The 24,806-nt window shown below is 43.7% G+C and carries 18 protein-coding genes and 2 tRNA genes; 4 read left to right on the forward strand and 16 right to left on the reverse strand.

All coding sequences use genetic code 11. From position 1 onward, the window contains the following. Positions 1-60: 60 nt before the first annotated feature. Together CST_RS10110 and CST_RS10115 are read right to left on the reverse strand one after the other, a co-directional pair. Positions 61-207 (reverse strand): hypothetical protein, encoded by a 147-nt coding sequence (locus CST_RS10110; RefSeq protein WP_242823549.1) that lies wholly within the window; start codon positions 205-207, stop codon positions 61-63. Positions 208-266: 59 nt separating this feature from the next. Beyond that, positions 267-1,370 (reverse strand): GerAB/ArcD/ProY family transporter, encoded by a 1,104-nt coding sequence (locus tag CST_RS10115; protein WP_015359806.1) that lies wholly within the window; start codon positions 1,368-1,370, stop codon positions 267-269. Between the two features lie 304 nt (positions 1,371-1,674). Between CST_RS10115 and CST_RS10120 the strand changes: the two genes are divergently transcribed. Then, a complete protein-coding gene (locus tag CST_RS10120; RefSeq protein ID WP_015359808.1) occupies positions 1,675-2,904 on the forward strand; it encodes a D-alanyl-D-alanine carboxypeptidase family protein in 1,230 nt (409 codons plus the stop codon). A gap of 5 nt (positions 2,905-2,909) precedes the next feature. Here the strand turns inward: CST_RS10120 and prfB are convergent. The 3 genes from prfB to CST_RS10135 form a co-directional block, all read right to left on the reverse strand. Next, positions 2,910-4,017, reverse strand: a protein-coding gene (prfB, locus tag CST_RS10125) for a peptide chain release factor 2 (RefSeq protein WP_335743712.1) whose coding sequence is annotated in 2 segments (ribosomal slippage) — positions 2,910-3,953 and positions 3,955-4,017 — 1,107 coding nt in all. Because the reading frame shifts where the segments join, the coding sequence is not laid out codon by codon here. A gap of 104 nt (positions 4,018-4,121) precedes the next feature. Further along, positions 4,122-5,444 carry an MFS transporter gene (locus CST_RS10130; protein ID WP_015359810.1) on the reverse strand — a complete coding sequence of 441 codons (1,323 nt, stop codon included), beginning with the start codon at positions 5,442-5,444 and terminating at the stop codon, positions 4,122-4,124. Positions 5,445-5,504: 60 nt separating this feature from the next. Next, entirely contained in the window at positions 5,505-5,834 is a 330-nt protein-coding gene (locus CST_RS10135; RefSeq protein WP_015359811.1) for a cyclic-di-AMP receptor, read from the reverse strand. 232 nt (positions 5,835-6,066) lie between these two features. Between CST_RS10135 and CST_RS10140 the strand changes: the two genes are divergently transcribed. Together CST_RS10140 and gltX are read left to right on the forward strand one after the other, a co-directional pair. After that, positions 6,067-6,141, forward strand: a tRNA-Thr gene (locus CST_RS10140). 181 nt (positions 6,142-6,322) lie between these two features. Then, a complete protein-coding gene (gene gltX / locus CST_RS10145) occupies positions 6,323-7,783 on the forward strand; it encodes a glutamate--tRNA ligase (RefSeq protein WP_015485108.1) in 1,461 nt (486 codons plus the stop codon). A gap of 267 nt (positions 7,784-8,050) precedes the next feature. On the opposite strand, the gene CST_RS10150 is transcribed toward gltX, so the two are convergent. From CST_RS10150 to murA, 9 genes are all read right to left on the reverse strand, one after another. Next, positions 8,051-8,122: transfer RNA gene (locus CST_RS10150), tRNA-Glu, on the reverse strand. Positions 8,123-8,248: 126 nt separating this feature from the next. Beyond that, positions 8,249-9,226, reverse strand: coding sequence for a radical SAM protein (locus CST_RS10155; RefSeq protein ID WP_015359813.1), 978 nt, complete (start codon positions 9,224-9,226; stop codon positions 8,249-8,251). 80 nt (positions 9,227-9,306) lie between these two features. Further along, positions 9,307-13,203, reverse strand: a complete 3,897-nt coding sequence (addA, locus tag CST_RS10160; RefSeq protein WP_015359814.1) for a helicase-exonuclease AddAB subunit AddA — start codon at positions 13,201-13,203, stop codon at positions 9,307-9,309. A gap of 6 nt (positions 13,204-13,209) precedes the next feature. Next, a complete protein-coding gene (gene addB, locus CST_RS10165) occupies positions 13,210-16,686 on the reverse strand; it encodes a helicase-exonuclease AddAB subunit AddB (RefSeq protein WP_015359815.1) in 3,477 nt (1,158 codons plus the stop codon). Between the two features lie 84 nt (positions 16,687-16,770). Beyond that, entirely contained in the window at positions 16,771-18,141 is a 1,371-nt protein-coding gene (locus tag CST_RS10170) for an aldehyde dehydrogenase (RefSeq protein ID WP_015359816.1), read from the reverse strand. 168 nt (positions 18,142-18,309) lie between these two features. Further along, positions 18,310-19,407, reverse strand: a complete 1,098-nt coding sequence (gene ftsZ, locus CST_RS10175) for a cell division protein FtsZ (RefSeq protein ID WP_015359817.1) — start codon at positions 19,405-19,407, stop codon at positions 18,310-18,312. Positions 19,408-19,518: 111 nt separating this feature from the next. Beyond that, positions 19,519-19,857, reverse strand: a complete 339-nt coding sequence (locus CST_RS10180) for a small basic family protein (RefSeq protein WP_015359818.1) — start codon at positions 19,855-19,857, stop codon at positions 19,519-19,521. Positions 19,858-19,891: 34 nt separating this feature from the next. Then, on the reverse strand, positions 19,892-20,710 hold the full coding sequence (locus CST_RS10185) for a cell division protein FtsQ/DivIB (RefSeq protein WP_015359819.1): 819 nt from the start codon (positions 20,708-20,710) through the stop codon (positions 19,892-19,894). Positions 20,711-20,819: 109 nt separating this feature from the next. Next, entirely contained in the window at positions 20,820-22,079 is a 1,260-nt protein-coding gene (gene murA / locus CST_RS10190; RefSeq protein ID WP_015359820.1) for a UDP-N-acetylglucosamine 1-carboxyvinyltransferase, read from the reverse strand. 425 nt (positions 22,080-22,504) lie between these two features. Here murA and CST_RS13560 point away from each other — a divergent pair, with 425 nt between their 5' ends. Continuing rightward, positions 22,505-22,672 (forward strand): hypothetical protein, encoded by a 168-nt coding sequence (locus CST_RS13560; RefSeq protein WP_015359821.1) that lies wholly within the window; start codon positions 22,505-22,507, stop codon positions 22,670-22,672. On the opposite strand, the gene ftsW is transcribed toward CST_RS13560, so the two are convergent. Together ftsW and mraY are read right to left on the reverse strand one after the other, a co-directional pair. Then, positions 22,669-23,790, reverse strand: coding sequence for a putative lipid II flippase FtsW (ftsW, locus tag CST_RS10195; protein ID WP_015359822.1), 1,122 nt, complete (start codon positions 23,788-23,790; stop codon positions 22,669-22,671). The genes CST_RS13560 and ftsW overlap by 4 nt on opposite strands. Positions 23,791-23,792: 2 nt before the next feature. Then, positions 23,793-24,764 carry a phospho-N-acetylmuramoyl-pentapeptide-transferase gene (gene mraY / locus CST_RS10200; protein ID WP_015359823.1) on the reverse strand — a complete coding sequence of 324 codons (972 nt, stop codon included), beginning with the start codon at positions 24,762-24,764 and terminating at the stop codon, positions 23,793-23,795. Positions 24,765-24,806 lie beyond the last annotated feature (42 nt).

Here is a 24,806-nt window from a genome sequence, read left to right on the forward strand (position 1 = left end):
TTATCAAATAGAAGGAAACCATATAGCTTATAACCGACCATGGCAGAATTCTCCATCCGGTTAGCACAATGGTTTGGGTATATAACGATCTTTTTCGATGTAGTAGTAAAGTCCGAGAATCTCGCCGAATATAAGCTCAAAAATCAGATTATACAGACCGTATCCCAGCATCAGAACCATATGCCGTACCGTGAACTTCTTTTTCATTACGGTTATAAAAAATATAACCAGCAAGGCAACAATACTTGCGTAAAAAAACAAAACGTTCATTCTTTCTGACCCTTTCCTTTCTTTCTGCTTTTAATTTTGCCGATTAAGAGCAGAATTCCCGGAATTATAAAAGACATTGCAATTGCATAAACGGGAACTATGTAATGCATGAAAGAAAGCTCTGTTACCCTGACGTCCACGTTTGAAAACGTCACGCTGCATAAAAAGAAACCCACGGGCAAAATAACCGATTTATAGCTTTTAAGTCTGAACAGCTGTGACATCGCGTACGTGCCTGCATAGATAAAAATCATAATTTTCACATAAATTCCCGTAATCCATATGGCCAGAATCAAAACGTCAAGATTTTGAATATACTTCCCTATCGAAGAAAATCTTGCCAACTCCAGCGAAGTTATTATAAAGACTTCGGTCAGAGGCCCGAAAACCGCATAAATCAAAGTGCCTGCGAGGATTGCCATCCCGGTTATCAAAAGCCCGGCAAACACTGCTGTGGTAATTTTTTCTGACTTGTTTACAAGGTGAAGCATTTGAAGGATTACCACTGTCTCTCCCAAATAACCGAAAATAATAACGGCACCCCTTACGGGATTCAGAATGCCGTCTGCCAAAACAGGCCGGAAGAAATCGAAATCATATTCATTAATGTTTAAAAGGAGAAGAAACACCAGCGCCCCCATTCCTGCAGGCAAAAGTATTTCATTAACCCTTGCGACCACTTCCAGATTACTGTAAACGCCATAAAGTGCTACAAGAACCGATACCAGCACTATAATCCAGGGCGGGGTCATCGGAAGAAAAGTAATGTTTAACACTATCGTAAGGCTCATTGTAGCGCCTAAAGCAATAAAAATAAAATAAAAAACGTATAAAAAACCTATGATTTTCCCAGCAACCTTTCCCGCAATTTCGTCGCAGATTTCAATAAGGCTCTTTTCCCTGTACTGTTTGTATAGCCCCATATATATAAACAGAACGGGTATCATCGCCACCGAAGCGAGGATGACGGAAATCCAGGAATCCCCTTTTGCCTCCTGGGCAACAAAGGATGGGGTAAATATGTCGGCAGTGGATATAACCATGGTTATAAACAAAAAGGTAAGCTGCAGCGGGGAAATTTGAATTTTTTCCTTTGACAATCGGATTCCTCCCGTACATAATAAATATTAAGCAAATATTGTTGATAATTTCACAATATTGGGGTAAAAATAATATAACGGTTAATGTTATTATGGGAATTTCAGGCAGACTTAATACATTAAATTAATAAATTCATTGTGAAAAAACACCTAATATTTGGTCATTATATTGTATACTTTACCAGCCGTTAATTGTATAATTAATGATGTAGAATGTCAGGTGGCTGCTTAACCTTTTAGGCGGTTTGCCTGTTGACGCGATAAAATAAGCTGATTACTACTTGACATAAATTCCGGAGGTCTTATGTTTAAAAAGCTGGTGTGGTTTCTTATCCTGATTTACTTGATTAATATGCCTGTCGCAAGTGCCGCCCTTTCTTCAGAACCAACCGTGGAAGCACCGTCTGCACTGCTTTTCGAATTAAAACGCGGTCAGATACTGTATGCAAAAAACCCTGATGAGAAGTTACATATTGCTGCGGCTTCCAAACTGATGACTGCATATATTGCCCTCGAAAAGCTTGACTTAAACACCATGGTGACGGCAAGCAAGGAAGCGGTCAATGCCGAGGGAGCGCTGCTGGAGCTTACCGTTGGTGAAAAGTACACCGCCGAAAGTCTTATTTACGCTTCAATGCTCAGTAACGCAAACGACGCGACAATCGCCCTTGCGGAAGCAGTGGGTGGGACGGTGGAAGATTTCGTCAAACTGATGAATGATTATGCGGCAAGTTTGGATATGATCAACACGGTATTCGTAAATCCCACCGGGGCCTACGATGAAAACCAGTATACCACAGCATCGGATTTGGCCAAATTAATCCGCCATGCCATTACCACCAACCAGAATTTTGAAAAGGTATTCTCATCGCAGGCAAAGCCGTGGTTTGACGAGAATAAAACACTGGTGCTGACAAACCTCAATGACATGTTCTGGAGTTATGACGGTGTGGACGGCGGAAAGGTTGATTACAACGATCCCAAATACCAGACTGTAATTACGACGGTAAGCCGGGACCAGCAAAGGCTTGTTTGTATACTTCTCGACGCGCCGGCGGAGACTATGTATACCGATACAATAAAACTTTTTGAATTCGGGTTTAACAATTTCAGAAGGGGGCCGCTTGTATACAAGGGACAGCCTCTGGACAACATAACGGTTGAAGGGCATGAAGTAACGCTTATCGCGGGCAGTGACGTATATTATACTTATCCTGTCGGCGACAATTATATACAGGAAATTCATTACGATCTGGTAGAAGACAATATGAAACTCCCCCTGTATAAAAATACACTGATGGGAACCGTTAAGTTCACCCTTACCGACGGGACGGTTATTACCGTTGATCTGTTTCCGGACAGGGAAATACTGCCTGAACTTACCAGTTTTGAAAAGGCAAAGAAACGCCTGATGGAATATTCTGAAATTCTTTACATCATAATAGGGTTGTGTATAGTAGAGATTTTGCTGCTTCTGTCCAAAATAATAAAGTTCACATATAATAAAATAACCTCCCATAAAGGGAGGAGATAAAGTTTTTACTTTCTCGCATTCCATTTTAAATAAGCGCTTATAAATTCATCTATTTCCCCGTCCATAACCTTTTGCACGTTGGCTTCCTCATAGCCGGTCCTGTGGTCCTTCACCAGTGTATATGGGCAAAATATATACGAACGGATCTGACTTCCCCATGCAATATCCATCTGCTCGCCCTTGAGCTCGTTAATTTTCTGCTGCTTTTCCCTTTCCTTCAGCTCCAGAAGTTTCGCGTACAGCATCTTCATCGCCGTTTCCCTGTTCTGGTGCTGGGATCTTTCATTCTGGCATGTAACCACAATGCCCGTGGGAATATGGGTAAGTCTCACAGCCGACGATGTTTTGTTTACATGCTGGCCACCGGCACCGCTGGCTCTGAATACGTCCATTTTAATATCTTCCGGATCAATGTGTATTTCATCCGAATCATTCATAACGGGCAATACTTCCATTGACGCAAAGGATGTATGCCTTCTGCCCGACGCGTCAAACGGGGATATTCTTACGAGGCGGTGTACGCCTTTTTCACTTTTCAGGAATCCGTAGGCGTTCTCGCCTTTAACCTCCACGGTGACACTCTTAATTCCGGCCTCTTCTCCTTCAAGCAAATCAAGTATGCGGGTCTCATAGTTATTGTTCTCGGCCCACCGTGTATACATGCGGAGCAGCATCTGTACCCAGTCCATTGCCTCGGTACCGCCCGCGCCCGCATGCAGAGTGAAAATCGCGTCGTTTTTGTCATATTCTCCTTTAAGCAGGGTTTGCAGTTTTAACTTCTCAAACCTGGATTTGATCTCCTTAAAATTGCTCTCGACCTCGTCAAATACGCTTTCGTCCTTTTCTTCCAGCGCAAGCTCAACAAGGGTTAAAAGATCTTCACAGTCAGTTTTCAGCTTATTGAAACCATCAAGTTTATCCCTAAGATTTTTGCTTCGCTGCAGAATTTTCTGCGAATTTTCGATATCATCCCAAAAACCCGGTTCCTGCGCTTTCTGATCCAGTTCGGCCAGTTCTTTCTCCATCTCAGGAATGTCAAAGAGAATCCCTCAAATCAACAATGTCAGTAAGCAGTTCGGAAATCTGTGGCTTTAACTGCTCCAACAGAATCAGGCTCATTTCATCATTCCTTTCCCTTCTTATAATTTGACAGTTAACCCTGATGCAAATCTTATTATAGCATGAGTTCGGCAAAAGTAAATTGTTTATTTGTTTTATTAAACATTTCCATGTAACTTCGGCTTTATAATCGCAAACCATATATAGGCCGACGTGACCAGTATGAATATACCCGATATTAAAAATATCAGCTGGAACTGCGTTACAGGCATTCCGGCAAAAGAGCCGGCGTAATCCGCCATTGCGCCGACCATGTACGATGCAAGCATCGACGAAGCAAACCCTATCAGCCCGCTCAGTGCGGCGTTAAAGCCCAGGTAAACCGTCCGCCCTTCCTCGGGGGTGTATTCATACGGAATATTGTAAAGAGATATTCCAATTCCCGCCCAGGCCACTCCGCCGGTAATATGGACGAGCATTACGATGACGTATGTAAGAACCGATTGGCCAACGGCAAAAAACCAAATAATATTCGTAATCCCGAGTAATGCAATTGACAGCATTGCCGTATATGTAAAAGATTTTTTGTCGGCCATTTTTCCCCATATGCTTACGGTTATGACATAGAAAAATGAGTTAACAAACCCGCTGACGGTAATGAACGTGTAGCTGAGTTTCAGCTTTGATACCATGTAAACGGAAAAATACGGATTGGAAAAGTTCATCGAAAGACCCCATAAAAAGAACAGAATGATAATTTTCCTGAATCTTTTTTCCTTAAGCGGCATGACAAATAACTGCTTAAGGTTTATTTTGCATGTGGGCTGGCTTACATACGGCTCTTTTATGGAGATGTAAGCATAAAGATTAACAAGCATTGCCATAAATACAATTGCGTACATTAAAATATAGCCATCGAATGCCCTGCCGTGCAATTCGAACTCGTCTAAAACACCGCCGAATATTACATTGACAACACTTGAAACGAATATCAGGTACCTTTCCCTGACGCTGAAGAATTTTCCCCGCATATTTTGCGGCACAAGGCTTATAAATAACATAGTAGTAGCAGGTGCAACGAGGTTCACCATCAAATGTGAAAGCAAATACAGTCCGCCCGCCATATAAAGACGCATTTCCACTGATACGGGCAAAATAGGTATAAATACGAGAATTGCAAGCAAAATCCGGTGAAGAGCATTAAAAACCGTCACTATAGGTTTTTTCCTGCTGAGTTTCTCAAGAAGCATCGGGGAAAAAAACTGTATAACACTGGCCAAACCCGGGATTGCGGCTATCAGTCCGCAAAGGTCGTCATCTGCGCCGAGAAACTTCAAATACCCTGTTAAAAACGCACCTGTAGTAAGCCCAAAAATAATCCTGGCTGAAATTCCTTCAATTATAGCCATCAGGCGGCTTCTCTCATAATCAGCCAGCGACATTGCAAAACCATTTTGAGATGAATTATTGTGCTTGTCCATAAACTTATCCTGCTGTTCCTTTTCCGCTAATTTTCATCGTCAGTCAACGAACAAAATACGCTATAATTTTTCGAACCGTTCCACATTAAGAACGAATACCGTAGCACCTCCGACGGTTACTTCAACAGGGAACGCCATCCCCATCACACCTGTACCGCCGGACAAATCCAGATTGGGCATTGCCTTTTTCCTCGTCTTGCATTTCCTCTTAATAATATCAATAACTTCGGGCACCTTTTCCTCATCGGCACCCACCATTATGGTGGTGTTTCCCGATCTCAAAAAACCACCGGTTGAACAGAGTTTAGTAACCCCAAAACCCTCTTTTCCCAATTCACTGATAACCGGGTTGCTGTCCTCATCGCTAATAATCGCTAAAATCAGCTTCACCTTACATTCCTCCCTTCTTCTTTTTTTAACCTGAAACGGTGAAAGGCTGTAAGGACGTGAAATAAGCCGTTAAAAAATACACTGATCAACCACACTTATATTTTATTATATTTTTACCCTTTATGGAATAGAAGAAAATTTTATTGCTTTAAAATCTTGAAATTATAAATAATACTGCTATAATAATTAATGTTACTGTTACGATATATCTCAGTTTCAAATGATCCGAGATGCTGGTGTGGCGCAGCGGTAGCGCAATTGATTCGTAATCAATAGGCCAGGGGTTCGAATCCCCTCACCAGCTCCATTTTCATTTATTTGGGAAAGTTATTGCATGCCTTAAATGACATATTGCAGGCATGCGGATTGGTATAAAAGCAGTGGCGATAAGCTGCTGTATTTTTTCAGTAAAGTTGCCCTCGGCCTTTTAAAAAGGATGAGGGTAATCTTTATAAGTTTTAATTATATCAATGTCAGGAGAGTTAATTATGTCATCGTCAGTTGTTAGAACACGTTTTGCTCCAAGCCCGACAGGTTATATTCATATAGGTAATTTACGTTCGGCACTTTATGAGTACCTTATTGCGCGTGCTAACGGCGGAAAATTTATCCTGAGAATAGAAGACACGGATCAGGAACGCCTTGTTGAGGGTGCGGTGGATGTTATATATCGCGCTTTAAAAATTTGCGGGTTAAAACATGACGAGGGGCCGGATATTGGCGGTCCGTACGGCCCCTATATCCAAAGCCAGCGTAAAGACATCTATCTTAAATATGCTGAAGAACTCGTAAAGAAAGGTCATGCATATTATTGTTTCTGTTCTAAGGAACGATTGGAAACCCTTCAAAAAGAGTACAGTGCAAGAGGCGAGGTTTTCCGTTACGATCGTCATTGCCTGAAACTGTCGGAAGAGGAAGTCAGGAAAAGGCTTGAAGCCGGCGAACCCTACGTTATACGCCAGAAAATGCCCACCGAAGGCACTACAACATTTTACGATGCCGTTTACGGCGAAATAACGGTCAACAACAGTGAGCTTGAGGATCAAATACTTATTAAGTCCGACGGGTATCCCACATATAATTTTGCCAATGTGATAGATGACCACCTTATGCACATTACACACGTTGTGCGTGGCAGCGAGTACCTGTCGTCCACGCCGAAATACAAGCTCCTGTATGAGGCTTTCGGCTGGGAAGTGCCGGTTTATGTGCATTTGCCTCTGATTGTAAAGCCCGACGGTTCAAAAATATCAAAGCGTAAAGGCGATGCCACTTTTGAAGATCTTCTTGCTCAGGGCTACCTGCCTGAAGCAATAATAAACTACCTTGCCCTTCTCGGCTGGTCGCCTGAAACCAATCAGGAGATTTTCAGCCTGGCAGAGCTTGAGAGGATTTTCTCAGTTGAGCGTATCAGCAAATCACCGTCGGTTTTTGATATAGCAAAGCTGCGCTGGTTTAACGGCGAATATATCCGGGCAATGTCACTGGAGAAATTTCATGAATTAGCGCTGCCATGGATTAAGAAGGGGCTGGAAAAGGACCTTCCCACCCTTCCGATTGCAAAAATGCTTCAGCCGAGGGTGGATGTCCTGTCGGAGATACCTGAAAAGCTCGGCTTTTTCAACCACCTTCCCGAATATGATCTGGCGCTTTATACAAACAAGAAGTCAAAGACCAACCCTGAAATTTCATTAAACAGCCTTAAGGCAGCGTTGCCCGTTCTGGAAAGTATTAACGACTGGGATGAGAAGAGTATATATGAAGCTCTGACGGCTTTGGCCGAAAAACTTCAGCTAAAAACCGGACAGATCTTCTGGCCGGTGAGGATAGCAATTTCTGGCCAGCTTGTAACTCCGGGCGGCGCATCGGAAATAGCCGAAGTGCTTGGCAGGGAGGAAACTTTAAGGAGAATCAATATAGGCATTGAAAAACTGTCCAGTGCCATTTAGGCATAAATGAGGAGAACGCATAATTCGTTCTCCTTTTTATTTATCATTCGATTATCTCCTGTTTATTTTATCAGCCCAGCCGCTTATCCTCCCTGTGGAGGGGACACATTATCTTCCCTTGTACGCATACCGCAATTACATTTTAGCCATCCTCTGAAATTCTTTTCCCTTATGACATCGCAATATTACCCTTTAAGGATTTTTCGACAGGAAACAGGTGAAACAAAAAGCTGCCTCATTTTCGAGACAGCTTCTTTTTAGTTCCGATGACCCCAAGGGGATTCGAACCCCTGTTGCCGCCGTGAGAGGGCGGTGTCTTAACCGCTTGACCATGGGGCCGCAACGTCGTGACATCATTATTTTACCGCTGTTTTTGCCGCAAGTCAATAACCTGTATAACAATTCCGGGGTGCTCACTCTGCTTTCAGCCGTTTTGGGCCGTTGGACAAAGAAGGCGGAGCAGGATCAGACATACCTGTAATGCCCGTCGGGTTTCAAATCAGGCAGATCCAGCCCCAATCCGAGAACCAGATGGTTTCTTATATCATAGCAGAGATCACATTTTCCGGCATACTCCGCCTTAGGGATGTACCTGTACTCCTTCATCGCCAGCCCGGCCAGGCCAGCTACGCCCGCAGAATCCAGATTATAAAATATCCTGTACTTGTCAGTATCCGCCCCGTCCACCAGTTCCTTTAGCGGGACTGCCAGTCCCGGACATGACTGGGGAATAAAATTACCGTATAAATCGACATGGAAGTGGTACAATCCCGACAACAGCCTGCACGGCCCCGCTTCCCGCATTATTTGCTCGAAGGGCTGCATTCTCATATAGGGTTTATATGTAACAAATGCCCTCCCTTTCATATTAAGGCCGTACTTTGCGGGCAATCTCAAAAGATAATCCTTCCCGAAAAGTTTTGTATACTCGTCAAAGGAATGGGGTGTATTTTCATCCAACATGTCAATCTCATCCCAAAACTCCATCTGCCACGGAAACACATTAAGTCCCACCTTTGAACACGCCCTGACTAAATCCTTGACTTTCCGGAACGGTATATATTCATTATGAAACGGATCTATTGATATAAGAAGGGTATGCACGCCGTGTCTCTTTAGTTCGGCAAGGATATTCACCGCCGATGCTTCATCCCTGTACCACGACGCGTTTGTTTCAATATACTCAATATCCATACCGTTCTTTGCCGCAGAATCAAGGATATCCAAAATTCTGTCGGGTTTCAGAAGCGGTTCACCGCCGCCGATATGAACCGAACTGCACCCCAGCCTTTTTAAAATCGAAAATATCTCATCGGCAACGTCGGGCGTCATGTAATCATCAGGCCATTTGGGAGAGCTGGAGTAGCTGCAGTGCCTGCATTTTGACGAACATTTATAGTTCGTGATTATTCCTCCCGCCACAAGAAATTCAACTTTCAGCACAACTTAACCTCCTGTTTTTACGAAAAAATTTTTTATCCCCAGACATATCTTCATACTTAAAAAAGTCCGTTTTTTATCCGTTACATTTCCACAATCTCACCGGTAGAGAACAGATATATATATCTTTCCTTCACCCTTTTGCCTGTTAAAACGGCAAGCGTTCTCGCATAATACTCTATCTGGATTCTGTATCTTTCAATTATCACGTTTGTATCACCGAATGGAACATAATCTGTTTTGTAATCCACGAGCACCAGGCCGTCTTTTTCTTCAAAATAGCAGTCGATAATGCCCTGAAGCAGCAAATTTTCATTCCTGTATTTTTCGTCCACCAGTTCCGGATATAATTCATGGCATGGTATTTCAATATTAAACGGCACCTCCCGCTGTACATTGCCTGACGCAAGCATCCTCCGGGCCAGTTCGGACTTAAGGAAAAGTTCTATTTTTTCAGTGTCAACCGTTTCGGCCTGCTGTTCGGTCAATAAATCCTTTTTGACCATTTCCTCAATCTGCCCTTTTATATCGGGGTTGGTAAAATCCAGGTGCTGCATTACAAAATGCATGACGGTACCTTTCTCGGCCGGGCTTAAACCTTTTTTCTTTTCAAGGAACGAAGGCTTTTTTACAAGTACCGGAAGCTGTATGGGAATTCTGCCTGCTTCGTCAAAAAGCTCGGCTTCAAACCTCCTTTTCAGTTCTGTTACGGTTACCTTCGCCGGTATCCTGCCCAAAATCATGTACGGATAATCCCAACTGAGGCGTTCTTCTATCTCTTTCCGGTATCCGGTATACTCTCCCTTTTCGGCAATTTCGTCCAGCCACTGCTGAAAGTCGGCCTCATTCTCTTCATTCCGCATCCCGGTACTCAGCATATCCTTTTTATCCCATACCCTTATCAGCCATTTGTTTGTATTTCCGGTATCAGGATCGTCATCATCATTCCCGCAGGTGTATATCTTTTTATTTTTGATTTCATCAGCAAAACCCGGATATTTCTTTACAAGCGCAGCTCCTATCCAGTCAGCGTAGCTTGAGCATTTTAACACATTGCTGCCGCAAATTTTATGTCCATCCCCGTATGAAATTTCTGCCCATTTTGACACCGCCTTTCCGATATTACCCACACAGCCGGTCATTATCAGTTTTTCCCTTGCTCTTGTCATTGCTACGTACAGTATGCGCATTTCTTCAGACAGGGTTTCGGAACGGATTTTCTCGCTTATCGCAATTTTGGCCGCCGAAGGATGGGAGATTCGCAGTCTCAGGTCCACAATGTCGGGTCCCAGCCCGAGTTCTTGGTGAACCAGCACACTTCTGCTCGCATCGGTAAGATTAAACTTCTTGCCGCACCCGGCAACAAAAACAACAGGGAACTCCAGTCCCTTGCTTTTGTGTATGCTCATAATCCGCACCACATTGTCATTTTCGGTCAGGATTCTGGCACTACCCATGTCACCCCTGCTGCTTTTGATTTTGTCAATGAAATTTATAAAATTAAACAGCCCCTTATAGCTTGTTTTCTCAAACTGCCTTGCCCTGTCATACAGAATCCTTAAATTTGCCTGGCGCTGTTCGCCCTGCGGCATTGCGCCAACCATGTCGTAATAACCGGTATCATGGTAAAGGTACCAAATCAGCTGATCGGTTGGCATATGCCGTGCCTTCTCGCGCCAGATAGCAAGCTTTTCCAGAAACATCGCCGCTTTTTCCGCTGCAGACCTGTCGCTGCCGGATCCCTCTTCCAGCGGGTGTTTCTCTGCCATGACCTTCAGCGCGTCATATATTGATGCTTTTCTGTCGGCCGCACGTATCGCAGCCAGTTCCGACGTAGTAAATGAAAAAACCGGTGAGCGCAATACCGACAGAAGCGGAATATCCTGAAGAGGGTTGTCAATAACCTGCAGCAGTGACAGCACAACCTGAATCTCCGTGGTTTTGAAAAAACCCGTTCCCGTGTCTGCAAAGCATGGTATGCCTTTTGCCGCCAGTTCGTCGGTGAATACTTCAGCCCAGTTTTTCGTAGCCCGTAGAAGGATTACAATATCCCTAAACTCGGCTTTCCTGTATTCATTTTTTGTTTTGTCAAAAACATAAAAGCTTTTTCCCTCATTGTCACAGCCGGTCAGTTCCAGAATTTTGCCGGCAATCAGCCTGGCTTCGCTCTGAATGTTATCTATAATTTCGGTAATTTCCTCATCATTCGCCGGCTCATAAACATTATCGCCGCCTGCCTTTTCATGCGTTTCGGTTTGAGAACCGTTTTCGTCCTCATCGGTTTGTATCAGGTGAAATTCAACAAATCCCCCTGTTTTGGCGTCTTCAGCGGTACATTTCCCAAAAACCGCGCCGGGGTTTAGCTCTTCTTTTTCTGTATAGTCAATCTCTCCCGCATCTTCCGACATTATCGTGCCGAATACAAAATTTACGGCGTTTATGATCTCACTGCGGCTTCTGAAGTTTTTATAAAGAAGTATCTTCCGGTTCCTCGCCCCTTCATCGGTCAGGTATGTATTGTATTTTTCGATGAATATCTCGGGTCTCGCCTGACGGAACCGGTAAATGGACTGCTTTACGTCTCCCACCATAAAAACGTTGGGAGCATCGGTGTCATGCCGTGAAATCATCCTTATAATAAGTTCCTGTACCATGTTGCTGTCCTGGTATTCATCCACCATTACCTCATCGAAATAATCCCTGTACTGCATGGCAATCCGCGAGGGCACTATACCGTTCCCGGTTTCCTCGGTAAGAATTTTAAGGCACAGATGTTCCAAATCGTTGAAATCAAGAACCGATCTAACCCTTTTTTTCTCGTTATACCGTTCGGTAAATTCTCTTACAAGCCTTCCAAGGCACTGCATTACCGGATAGGCCTTCCGCAAATCGCTTATGATACTTGATGAATTATCACTTATATATTTTTCCATAATCTTTTTATTAATGATATTTTTCACCGTATCGCGTATCTTTTTAACCGTTTCCTGTTTTGTTTCGTCGGCATTTTTCCCTGCCCTCGGCAGTCTCGAAAAAGTAATGCGGTGAACCATTTCATACAAATCGTCCCAGGACGGGCCGCCTTTTTCGCCCTGTTCACTTTTGGCAACCGCACTCAGAAGGGTTTCAATATTTGACAAATCCTCCTCAAACACAGGTATGTATTGTTCAAGGCCTTCGGCATTACGCAGCATTTCAATGGCCCTTTGCAGCATGTTCCCCGCATTTTCCAGCTCAACACGGCATGATCTGAGAATTACTTTCCCCCACAGGGTTCTTGCAAAATCCGAAGTTTCGTCCACATTGAACGCTTCTACGCTTTCCTTAAGCCATTTTTCAGGCCACGGGCTGCTCTGGATGAAATTGTAAATATCAATTACCATTTCTTGTATCCTCTGATCATTTATATTGCCCCCATACCAGTCAAGCAGCTCAATGAAGTCCTGCCTGTCCTCCTCATACTGCTCGTTCATTACTTCATTCATTGCCTCAATTCTCATAAGTACGCTTTCGGCTTCATCGGCAATCCTGAATCCGGGATCAATCTCAGCCGCTTCTATATGCTTTGTGATAACCTCCTTACAGAAAGAATGAATGGTCATAATGTTGGCCCTTGAAAGAAGGCTCAGCTGACGTCTCATATTTTCCGAGCCCGGGTTTTTGTCCAGTTCCCTTGTAATTGCTTCGCCGATGCGTTCCCGCATTTCCGCAGCCGCGGCATTTGTAAAGGTTACAATCAGCATCCGGTCAATGTCGACGGGATTTGTCCCGTCGGTTATTTTTCTGATTATTCTTTCCACGAGCACGGCAGTTTTTCCCGCACCGGCTGCAGCGGCAACAAGCAGATTGCAGTTCCGGGCATTTATCGCCTGCAATTGCTCCGATGTCCATTTGGTGCCCGGTTTCCGGTCTCCCGATTCGGTTTCGCCGTTATTTAACTCCAAATATTTGACATTTTCAGGGTTATTGCTTCGTTCCAATCAGCATCACTGCCTTTTCATAAGATTCCATATCTCGTCGTTGTCTTTTTCATACAGAATACGATAGGTGTTTTCCTTCAGCGAGGCATCAAACTGGCATACGGGAAGGTAGCTGCAGTACTTGCAGGCGGTCTCGTACCTGCTTTTCACCGGCAATATAGGGACCGCCCCGTTAAAGATCTCTGTACTTAATTCCTTCAGAAGTCTGCGTACATATTTGCGCAGGATATTAAACTGTTCCATTGTCACAACCGATGAGTTCTTGCCCAAAGTTCCGCTTTTACTGATCGATGCGGGAATAATCAATGACTGTCCGTCAATCGTACGATCCATCTCCTTAATCAGTTTCACGTCGGCCAGTAACAACCCTTTCATACGCAACTGTTTCATGATTGCCTTTTCAACTTCTTCCTCGGATATATGCCCGTTCGTTTTCAATATCGGATCATCCAGTTTGAAATAAAGTATACCCGCCGGCATTACATTCTTCCCGTTCTTTGAAAAATAATCCCATATTGCGTCAAGGTATGTAACCAGTTGTATCTGTAAACCGTAATATACATTGTCGATTCTGAAATCCTTTGTCCCCGACTTGTAATCGATTATGCGGATGTATCTTCCTTCAGGCGTATCCATCGCGTCAATTCGGTCAATTCGTCCGTACAGAAAAACCTTTTCGCCGTTGTCAAGCTCAATCACAATCGGAGGATATTTTTCATTGTCTCCAAACCCGGCTTCATAGTCAACGGGATCGAATCCGCTTCTGCGTATATGTTCGGCAATAAGCCATACGGACCTTGTCACCACTCTTTTTAACCTGTTTGCCAGCACAACCATCCGTTTTGATGACGAAAGCCCTGTTCCCATCATTTTTCCAAGCATTTCATCCACTATTTCCGATACTTTCTGTTCACACCACTTCCTGTCAAAAGTCCGCCATGTAATAACATCCTGCGAGGCTTCATTTCGCAGCGCGCCACTCTCTCCCTGCTGCCGGCTGTTTTGAACGGCCCGTGAAAATTTCTCCACTGCAGTATGCAAAAACGTACCCGCATCAGGCGGGCTGAACTGGAGGATTTTCCTTTCCCTCGCCTTAAGACCGTACCGTACAAAGAAAGAAAACGGACAGGCACTGTAGCGTTCAAACCGTGAAACGCTGGATATGAAAGTATCTCCGTAAAGCTTTTTGATTTTGTCCCAGTCAACGGTTTGGGCTATATTCCGGTAACTGAATGCTTTTCTGGCCCTTTCAAACTCTTCTTTCCACTCGTCGTTTTTTAAATACCACAGGGCTATATCCCGCCATACGGGCAGTATTTCCCTTCCGTCGGCCTTTTGCCGCAAAACGGTTATCAGTTGCCTGAAAGCGGCGCGTCTTGACGATATTTCATTCAATATCTCCTCATTGGACTGGGGCGGCAAAATATTGCTGTATTGCTTGCATAACGGGAATATCTTTTTTATCTGCGATATTATAATCGAAGGCCTTAATGCTCTTCCTTCCTGATCGGCTATAGGCCAGCTTATGCGCAGATAATCCGAAGGTGTTGTAAGGGTCCTGTAAATCAGAAAATTCTCGTCGAATACTTTTTCCCGGTTGGTTTTGGCCAGCTCAAGCCCCATTTCATTCAGTTTAATCCTTTCGTCGTCGGTAAGGATTCCTTCTTCGTTGCCTTTGGCCGGAAAGACACCGTCATTTGTTCCCAGGATATAAAGCGCTTTTACCGCATGGCTCTTTGACCTTTCTATGCTGCCCACAAGCACCTGGTCGACCGATGCGGGTATTAATCCGATTTTATATTCAGAAAAACCTATTCTGATAAGGTTCGCGAAACGCTCTACGCCAAAGGTTTCATCCGCCATTACCTCAACAATCTGGTCCATGAGCTCAATGACCATGTTCCATACCTGCGAGTATTCATTTGCCAGGATCAGTTCGCCCCTGCTGCGGAAATCCTCAATAATCGCCTCCATCTGCTCGGGGATTTTCAGGTAACACAGAAAATCAAACAATGCCGAGCAGAATTCCTCCGCAGTCCTTCTCCCTTTTGTTTTATACCGGAATTCCATAAGCGGCTTGATTATTTCCTTCCGTGTTCTGTTTATTTCTTCCAGTGAAAATTCGTCATGTCCCGATCCATTCTCATCAGGGAAAAATTCCGGAATCATGTTCCAGTCTTTTTCTTCGGTCCACTGGTTTCCCCGTATCCCGCAGGCAAGAACGTAATTTTCCAGTCTGTCAATCCTATCCTGTTCTATCCCGGTAAGCCCTGATTTCAAATACCTGAAAACCGCTTCATATGACCAGTTTTCCGTGAATATATCCAGCATTGACAAAATAAGTATCACCAGCGGATGATTTGATATATCCAGTTTTCTGTCCAGAAAGCACGGAATTCCGTAGTCATTAAATACAGCTTCAATCAACCCCTGGTACTCGTCAAGATTTCTTGTAACCACCGCTATGTCGCGGAACCGGAAACCTTTTTCGCGGCACAGCCTTAAAATGTCCTTTGCCGTGGCTTCTATTTCGCTGAAGACATTTACCGAGGAGAACAGCGATATATTTTCGGTTTCACGGGGATAAACCTTATACGGATGAACATTCAAATTGCTTTCAAGGTGGGCGAGTTCAGGATTATCCTTAAACCGGTATAAAGGTTTCGGGTTTAAAAAAACCGGGGGTTCATATGCGACATTGTTTTTCATGGCCAGATTCAGAACTTTGCGATAGACTTTTTTCGCAGGGGAAAAGACATCCAGCTCGGATGTCTGATCATCAAGCCTGTCACATACAAGGGTGATCGAAACCCGTCTGGCCTGTGTAAGCAAAACCTCTATTATCTTATATTCCTGCGGAGTGAAATCGGTAAACCCGTCAATCCATATTTCCGAATCGGTAAACTGTTTCGACATTTTCATTTTCTCCGCTGCGACGGTAAGATCGTCATCAGCATCCCTGTAGCGTTCCTTTACCGTCTTGTCAAAGGCAATGTAGATATTTTTAAGCTCGGTTATTTTATCTTTCAGCGGATCCCTGTCATCCAGTTTACCGCATATTTCATCCAGTTTATCAAAGGTTACGTTATAATGTTTAAATTCCTTGACAAGTTCGGAAAGCCTGCCTACAAATCCCGGCTTATCTACTGAATTTTTGAAATATCTTAAATTTTTGTCCATTTTGTCAAGTATGCGGTATAAAATCATGCTTTTACCCGCAGGATGAATGTGAGGATAGGTAATACCCCCGACTTCGTTAAAAACTTTATAAGCAAGGCGCCTGAAACTGAGTACTTCGTTTTTCAGGATTCCACCCGGCTTTATCAGGTCTATCAGGTCCTTTTCAGCCTGAAAGGTATATTGTTCAGGAACTAGAAGATACAATTGGCCGGTACATCCGCTTTCTATCCTGGACCTTATCTCTTCCAGGCAAAAACGCGTTTTTCCGCATCCTGCCCTTCCGTATATAAACCGTAAACTCATAGGAATCTCCAGACTAATTAATAATTTTACAGGTTAAAATGCCGTTGATTCAATTTGTATGTTCGGACAAGTTACAATATGCATTTACCTCATTAATTTTTTCAATATGCCCAATTTATCATGATAAGGCGGATATCTAAGTTCAATATCCATCAAAAATGATTTTTTCATAATACTCTTTTTATGGGTAAACGTGTCAAAACTCCACTTTCCGTGATAACCGCCCATTCCGCTTTCCCCTACACCTCCGAAAGGCATATGGGACGTGGCAAGATGGACAAGGGTATCGTTAATACAGCCTCCTCCGAAAGGAACTCTTTTTATAACCGTTTTTTCCAGTTTTCTGTCCCCGGTAAAAAGATACAGCGCCAGGGGTTTCGGGCGGCTGTTTATATACGAGATCACCTTTTCGATATCATCATATTCTATAACCGGGAGAATGGGCCCGAATATTTCCTCCTGCATTACAGGGGAATCAAAGCTTACGTTGTCAAGTATCGTAGGGGATATCTTAAGGTTTTCTTCGTCAAAATCCCCGCCTTCGACAACTTCGCCGCTGTCAAGAAGCGCCAGCAGCCGCTTGAAATGCTTTTCATTCACAATTTTAGGGTACTCGGGATTTTTGCACGGCGATTCGCCATAAAAATCCCTGATACACTTTTTCATCGCCTCGATAAGATCCTGTTTGATTTCCCGGTGGGCAAAACAGTAGTCGGGCGCAACGCACGTCTGTCCGCTGTTCACCGTTTTCCCCCAGACAATTCTTTTTGCGGATATTTCAATATTTGCGCTTTTATCCACTATGCACGGGCTTTTTCCGCCCAGTTCCAGAGTGACCGGAGTCAGGTTTCTCGATGCCGCTTCCATCACTACTTTCCCTACCCCGACACTTCCGGTGAAGAAGATATAATCGAATTTTTCGTTCAAAAGCTCGCCGTTTGCTTCTCTTCCTCCTTCAATTACGGCTATATACTTATTTTCAAAACATTCTCCAATTATTTTTGCAATAACCGACGAAGTTCGGGGAGAATATGCCGAAGGCTTCACTATGGCACAGTTTCCGCCCGCTATTGCCCCGATCAGCGGCGTTACTGAAAGCTGAAAGGGATAATTCCACGGTGACATTATAAGAACAACGCCGTAAGGTTCGGATACAATGTAGGAAACCGATTTAAACTGTGTAAGCGGTGTTCTGACTCTTTTCACTCTGCTCCACCGTGGAAGCTTTTTTATCATTTCATTCAATTCGGCGTAAACAAATCCGATTTCCGTCGCATAGGCCTCAAAAGGAGATTTGTTCAAATCTTCTTTAAGCGCTCCGCAAATCTCCTCCTCATATTTCTTTATATATTCCTTAAGCCTTCTGAGAGCATTAATCCGATAATCCAAATCCAGCGTTTCGCCTTTTGCGAAATATTCCCTTTGCATTTTTACAATGTCTTTTATGTCCTTCATCACGGCAACTCCTTTTTGGAAATCGTAAGCCGAACGGAATACAATTACCGTTTAATTTAAATGATATCACAATTTTCACGGAACTGCACATTCATAAATAAATAATGCCAGATCATTCCGTTCTGATCTGGCACTTAAAATTTTTTATATTTTATATTATTCCCATTGTTATCTGAACCTGTTGCGTTTAAGGAAAATGGGGATATCAAGCCCGTCGTCATCATCTTCAGACTCCGACTTTACGGAGGTATTCTTCATTGCAGCGCTTGCATCGCTGGCATTCAGAAGTTTGCTTTGTTTCTTCTGTTCACGTGCCTTGTCAAATCCTGTTGCTATAACCGTGATTATTATTTCATCCTTCAGGTTTTCATCTATAACGGCACCAAATATAATGGTCGCTTCGGGATCAGCGGAGTTCTGTATCAGTTCTGCAGCCGTGTTGACTTCCTGCAAACCGAGATCGGGTCCGCCGGTGATATTCAGCAATACGCCCCTTGCGCCTTCTATTGAAGTTTCGAGCAGCGGACTTGAAATGGCCTGTTTTGCCGCTTCCTCAGCCTTGTTTTCCCCGCTCGCTCTCCCAATTCCCATATGCGCGAGGCCCTGTTCCAGCATTATTGTCTTTACGTCAGCAAAGTCAAGGTTGATTAAACCGGGTACCGCAATCAGATCCGAGATACCCTGCACACCTTGACGAAGAACATCGTCGGCCATTCTGAATGCTTCAAGTATGGATGTTTTCTTATCAGCTATATGTAAAAGCCTGTCATTCGGAATGGTGACAAGCGTATCAACCACCGCTCTTAAATTCTCTATGCCGCGCTCGGCCTGCTGCATCCTTTTCTTGCCTTCAAACAGAAAAGGCTTTGTTACAACGCCGACAGTAAGTATTCCCAGTTCCTTGGCTATCTGAGCAATTACCGGTGCTCCTCCCGTTCCGGTTCCACCGCCCATTCCTGCCGTTACGAACACCATATCGGCGTCCTTTATTGCCATTGCTATCTCATCACGGCTTTCATTCGCCGCTTTTTCTCCGATTTCAGGGTTTGCGCCCGCACCGAGACCTTTCGTAAGCTTGTCCCCTATCTGTATTTTTGTGTTGGCCTTTGACAAAAACAATGCCTGCTTGTCGGTATTAACCGCTATAAAATCCACACCTCTGAGTCCGGCTTCAATCATTCGGTTAACTGCGTTATTTCCTCCGCCGCCAACACCTATAACCTTAATTCGGGCAAAGTTTTCCATATCAAGATCAAATTCCAGCAAACCCGTATCCCCCTTTTTCGCTAACCTTTATCTTATGTGAAGATCTCACCCTGTAACGCACTTCATAATTTTATTATATATTAATAAGGTTTAAAATCAAGCATAGTACCATTATTTTTCGGTATTTTTTTCAATAAGCTTTCTCCGTATGAATCCGAAATTCAGAAAAATTCTGTTTCCAAACGCAAATACCGCAGCCAGGTGCAGCGAAATCCCCAGTCTATCACCGATATATGCAAGTAATGCGGCAAGCAGGGAATTTCCGAAAAAACCCGACAAGAATATTTTTATGTCAAAACTGTTGTTCATGGACGCGGCCAAGCCACCGAAAACCGAATCAAGAGCCGCAAGTATCGCCACTGCGGCGTAATTTGAATATTCTTTGGGAATATTGTACGGAATCAAAATTCCTATTATCAAACCTATAATTAAACCAAGCAGCGGAATCATAATTCACTCACTTCCATGTTAATAATAAATTTTTTCATTCGGCTATAAAACGGGCATACTTATTGTCAAAAAAATCTATCATACCCCGTTCCTCGGGCCTGATATAATTGTAATATAATTCCTTCAAATATGAAAGTCTGTAAACCAATTCACTGTCCATTTTTATTTTCGCCGTAATCCGATTGTCAAGAGAAAAATATAACTCCTTGTCTTCAGGGATGTCGATCCAGTCTATGACTTCAACCAGTTTCTGAGATGAATTCGCATCCACGGCATTAAGTCCTTCCAGCAATTGCACTACCGTGCCTAACTTTTCTGGTTCCTTCGTCTGAATTTTCTCCCCCAGTACAAATCTGTCCAACTGCACTCCCCTGATTTCCGGGTACCTGTCATCCAGCTGGGTTTCCACATCAAGCACATAACCTTTCTCGTCCACCAGCAGATAATTGCCAAAATAACGTATCCATGCTATTGCATTCCTTTCCGTTACATTTATGTATACCTTGTCCGGGAAAACGTATTTAACTTCCGCCGATTTAACCCACGGCAGTTTCTCCACATTTTTTTCAGCTATACCCATGCGGAAATGAAACAGGTGCCTGAGGCTTCCTCCGAGATATTTCAGTGCGTTTTCTCCTTTCTGTATGCCCGATGCCTCAATAATTTCCTCCGCAGTATAGTTTACCGTCTCATTAACGTATATATCTGACAATAAAAGCAGCGGAGAAAACATTAATACCGCTGCCGCACTTCCGATGAGTATCACCGCAACAAATACCGATTTAACGGTTTTTTTCCTGCCCGATTTTTTTCGATATATTAAAAATTCATCGCTTTTACCGGATCTTTTCATTTATACTCCTTACACACCAACGATATTATGGAAGAAAAAAGAAGCGGTCGCAAATAATTATAGCACACAGTCATTATTACTGCAATTAAACGCTCTTTCCCGGTAATAATCATTCCCTCCTTATTTTTGCACCGATCGCGCCTAAATTCTTTTCAAATGCCTCATATCCCCTGTCTATATGCTTCACATTGTTAATTACGCTTGTTCCCTCGGCTGCAAGCGCTGCAATAGTAAGCGCCGCCCCTCCTCTTAGATCGCTGGCCTCAAGAAACGCGCCGGTAAGCCTTTTAACGCCTTTTATAACCGCCACTCTTTCCCTTACTGTAATATCGGCTCCCATCCGCATTAACTGTTCAACATAACCGTAACGGTTTTCAAAAACAGTTTCAATTACCACGCTGGTCCCCTTTGCCTTTGACAGTATTGCCACAAACTGAGGCTGCATATCCGTCGGAAATCCCGGGTATGGCGAAGTGCGTATAACTTCAATGGCCTTAAGATTTCCGTCGGATTTTATCCTGATGGTTTTATCATTCAAAAGCTCAACGGACACACCGCAATTTCTGAGAAGATAAGCAATTGAACTGACATGCTCATAATCAATACCGTCAAGAACCAATTCACCGCCGGTGGCCGCCACACACGCCATATAGGTCCCCGCCACAATTCTGTCGGGAATTACGCTGTATGTAACATCCTTTTCTATCTCCCTGCAGCCGTTAATATGTATAACCCCCGTACCCGCACCGTGTATTTTCACTCCCAATGCCTGGAGAAAATTTTGAAGATCCACGATTTCCGGCTCTTTTGCCGCATTCCGGATTATTGTCTCTCCTTCTGCCAGACTGGCTGCAAGCATTATATTTTCGGTCGCCCCTACGCTCGGATAATCCAGTAAAATTTCCGTCCCCTGAAATTTTTTTACCCTGCAATGAAGTATACCCTTATATAAATCATCTATTTCCGCTCCCATTTTCCGTAACGAGTTTAAATGCAAATCAATCGGCCTCGGCCCAATGGCACATCCACCCGGGTAACTTATGTAAATTTCACCGGTTCTTCCAAGCATTGAACCCATAAGAACGATGGAACTCCGCATTTTGCTGGCAAGGGATTCGGGAATTGTATTGGATGAAAGGTTTTTGCCGTCCACTATAATGCTCTGACCGTCGTGTTCCACCTTAAGCCCCAGAGAGGAAAGGATTTCCTGCATTGTCTTTACGTCTTCAAGAACCGGACAGTTCCTTATTACGCTTGTTCCGCGGTTCAGAACGGTTGCAGCCAGAATCGGCAAAACGGCGTTTTTAGCCCCCGGGATTTTCAATTCGCCATGCAGACGGTTACCGCCTTCAACGACAAACTTATCCAAAAAAAACACCTCCGGCTTTTGCTTCCTACGTTACGGGGTTATTCACAGTGAGATGCCTTTTGAAAAGTTCTGTTTCTTCATAGCTCATAGTTTATATTATGCCGGCTGAAAAAATCTGTTACTTGGTGCTTGTCTTATTCCGTATTCCCGGCAGGCGGGCAACCGTTATTGTGGACTTATACTTCGACATTCAGGATAAAAATTACTGCTCTTACTGCATCTGTAATATAAATTTAACTTGCAAACAATGGCATAATCAGTTAATTTAATTATGAAAAAGGATTTTTATTTTTGACAGGACGCCAGATCCGGGGAAATTCCTGCTGTTTCTGACATGTGCCTTATCGCCGATGGCGATAGCGCACGATATGCATTTGGAAGTGTAAAATTGGCATGCCAAAACATTGTGAAACAAAGGTGGATATATGAAATCTGTAATATCCGGAGGTTTTTTCCTTTTAAGCGGAAGCGTAATAATTTCAGCACTCACCGTCAGCAATGCTGGCAATGATTTCATGAACGGTCTCGGCGCTGTATTTATTCTTATTGGCATTGCTCAAATAGTGATAGGCTTATTTTTTGAAGATGATTAATACTTTTCCCTTTTCAGGCGGTATTTGTCATTGCAATGCCTGGATATGTTGAGAAGTATTCCTATCCCCACCAGAAGGAAAGCCAGCGAACTTCCGCCGTATGTAAAAAACGGAAGCGGCATTCCCGTAACGGGCATTGAAGAAGTTACGACAGCAACATTTACAATCACCTGCAGAGCAATCAGTGATGTAAGTCCGACCGATATAAGACTTCCGAGAGTATCAGGAGCATGCATTGCCACTCTTATGCCGCGCCAGATCAGAACAAGAAACAGTAACAGGATTGTGGTGGCACCTATGAACCCTAGTTCCTCGGCGGCAATTGAAAAAATAAAGTCGGTATGGGGCTCGGGTATATAAAGGTGTTTCTGTACGCTTTGTCCAATACCCTTTCCGAATATACCTCCCGAACCAATCGCATACAGAGAGTTTACAATCTGGAAACCTGTATCGGTGGGATCTTCAAAAGGATCAAGGAATGTAAGCAGTCTTTTCAAACGGTATTCTTCTGTTAGAACAAAATATATTCCCAGCGGTATTACGGGAATGGCAAGCAATATAAAATGCCAGATTTTCGCCCCGGCCGTAAAAAGTATTATCACCGCAACGCCGGTTACCAGTATCGTGGCACTGAAATGCGGCTGCAGCATCAGCAGGGCGTCCACAATTCCTACAACCAGCAGGTAAGGTACAAGCCCTTTCCAGAAATACTGCAACTCGTCGGCCTTTTTGGAAAGACTGAACGAATAGAACAGAATTATCGACAGTTTTGCCATTTCCGAAGGCTGGAATGAGAAAGGTCCGAAGTTAAACCATCTCCATGCCCCGTTTATATTCGAACCTATTCCCGGGATTCTGACAAGGATTAAAAGCACGATGCTGACAAGCATCATAATGGGTGAAAACTGCGCAATTCTTCTGTAGTCAATTCTTGACACCAAAAGCATTGCCACAATCCCAATGGTTGCCCAAATAAGCTGCCTGACGAGGTAATACTCCTTATTGCCGAATTTACGGCTGGCATAGTAGGAACTCGCGCTGTAAACCATGCTTATTCCCAACGCAAGAAGCAGCAGTACCGTTACAAATATCCAGAAATCAAAATCCCTTCGTTTCATACTCACCTCAAAGAAACAAAAGCTATTGCACAGAAGAATATCGTCGCAATAAGAAAGGCGATTACTATTTTGGTCTCTTTCCAGCCCATTAATTCAAAATGGTGATGAATCGGCGCCATTTTAAAAATTCTTTTCCCCGTCCTCTTGAAATAAGCCACCTGAAGTATAACCGAAACATTCTCGATAAAGTAAATCATTCCGGCTATAACCAGAACAAAAGGCATCTGAAGCAGTATCGCCACCGACGCAACCGCTCCGCCAAGGGCAAGAGAGCCGACGTCACCCATAAACACCTTCGCAGGGTGCAGATTAAAGGTAAGAAATCCAAGGCAGCCCCCCGCCAAAATCGCACAGAAAAGTTTTGTTGTGTTCCACTCATTGTTCAGCATTGAAACCAGTGTAAAGAAAACGAGCACAACCACCGTAATACTGCCCGCCAGGCCGTCCAGCCCGTCGGTCAGGTTAACTGCGTTGGTATAGGCAAGGAGTATAAAAATGCAGAACGGGATAAATATCCCAACCGGAACATTCACCGGATTATCCAGCCCTATAAACGGTATTACTGTCTTTTCCCATGCATTGGTCATTGTAACTACATATGCTGTAAAACATGCGGCTACAATCAGCAAACCCAGCATTTTCTGTTTTGGGGTAAGCCCATCCTTGTTGTGCCTTTTGACTTTAAGGAAATCGTCAACAAACCCTACAAGCGCGAAACCGAACGTTGTCAGAATCAGCGCCAGCATGTCTCTGTCCTTAAATGCATAAAATCCGCCGACAACAGCCAGTGGAACAAGAAATATAAAACCACCCATAGTGGGTATTCCCTGCTTCACCAGGTGAGTCTTCGGCCCTTCTTCCCTGATCGTCTGACCGAATTTCAATTTCCTAAGCACCGGAATCAAAATTATCCCCGTTATCAAAGCAATTACAAATGCAATAACAAATACTGCTATATGATCTGGTATATTCATATTTATCCTCCCGGAACTGTGTCCAATTTTTCCTCAACGTAC

The organism is Thermoclostridium stercorarium subsp. stercorarium DSM 8532 (genome assembly GCF_000331995.1).
Taxonomy (GTDB): domain Bacteria; phylum Bacillota; class Clostridia; order DSM-8532; family DSM-8532; genus Thermoclostridium; species Thermoclostridium stercorarium.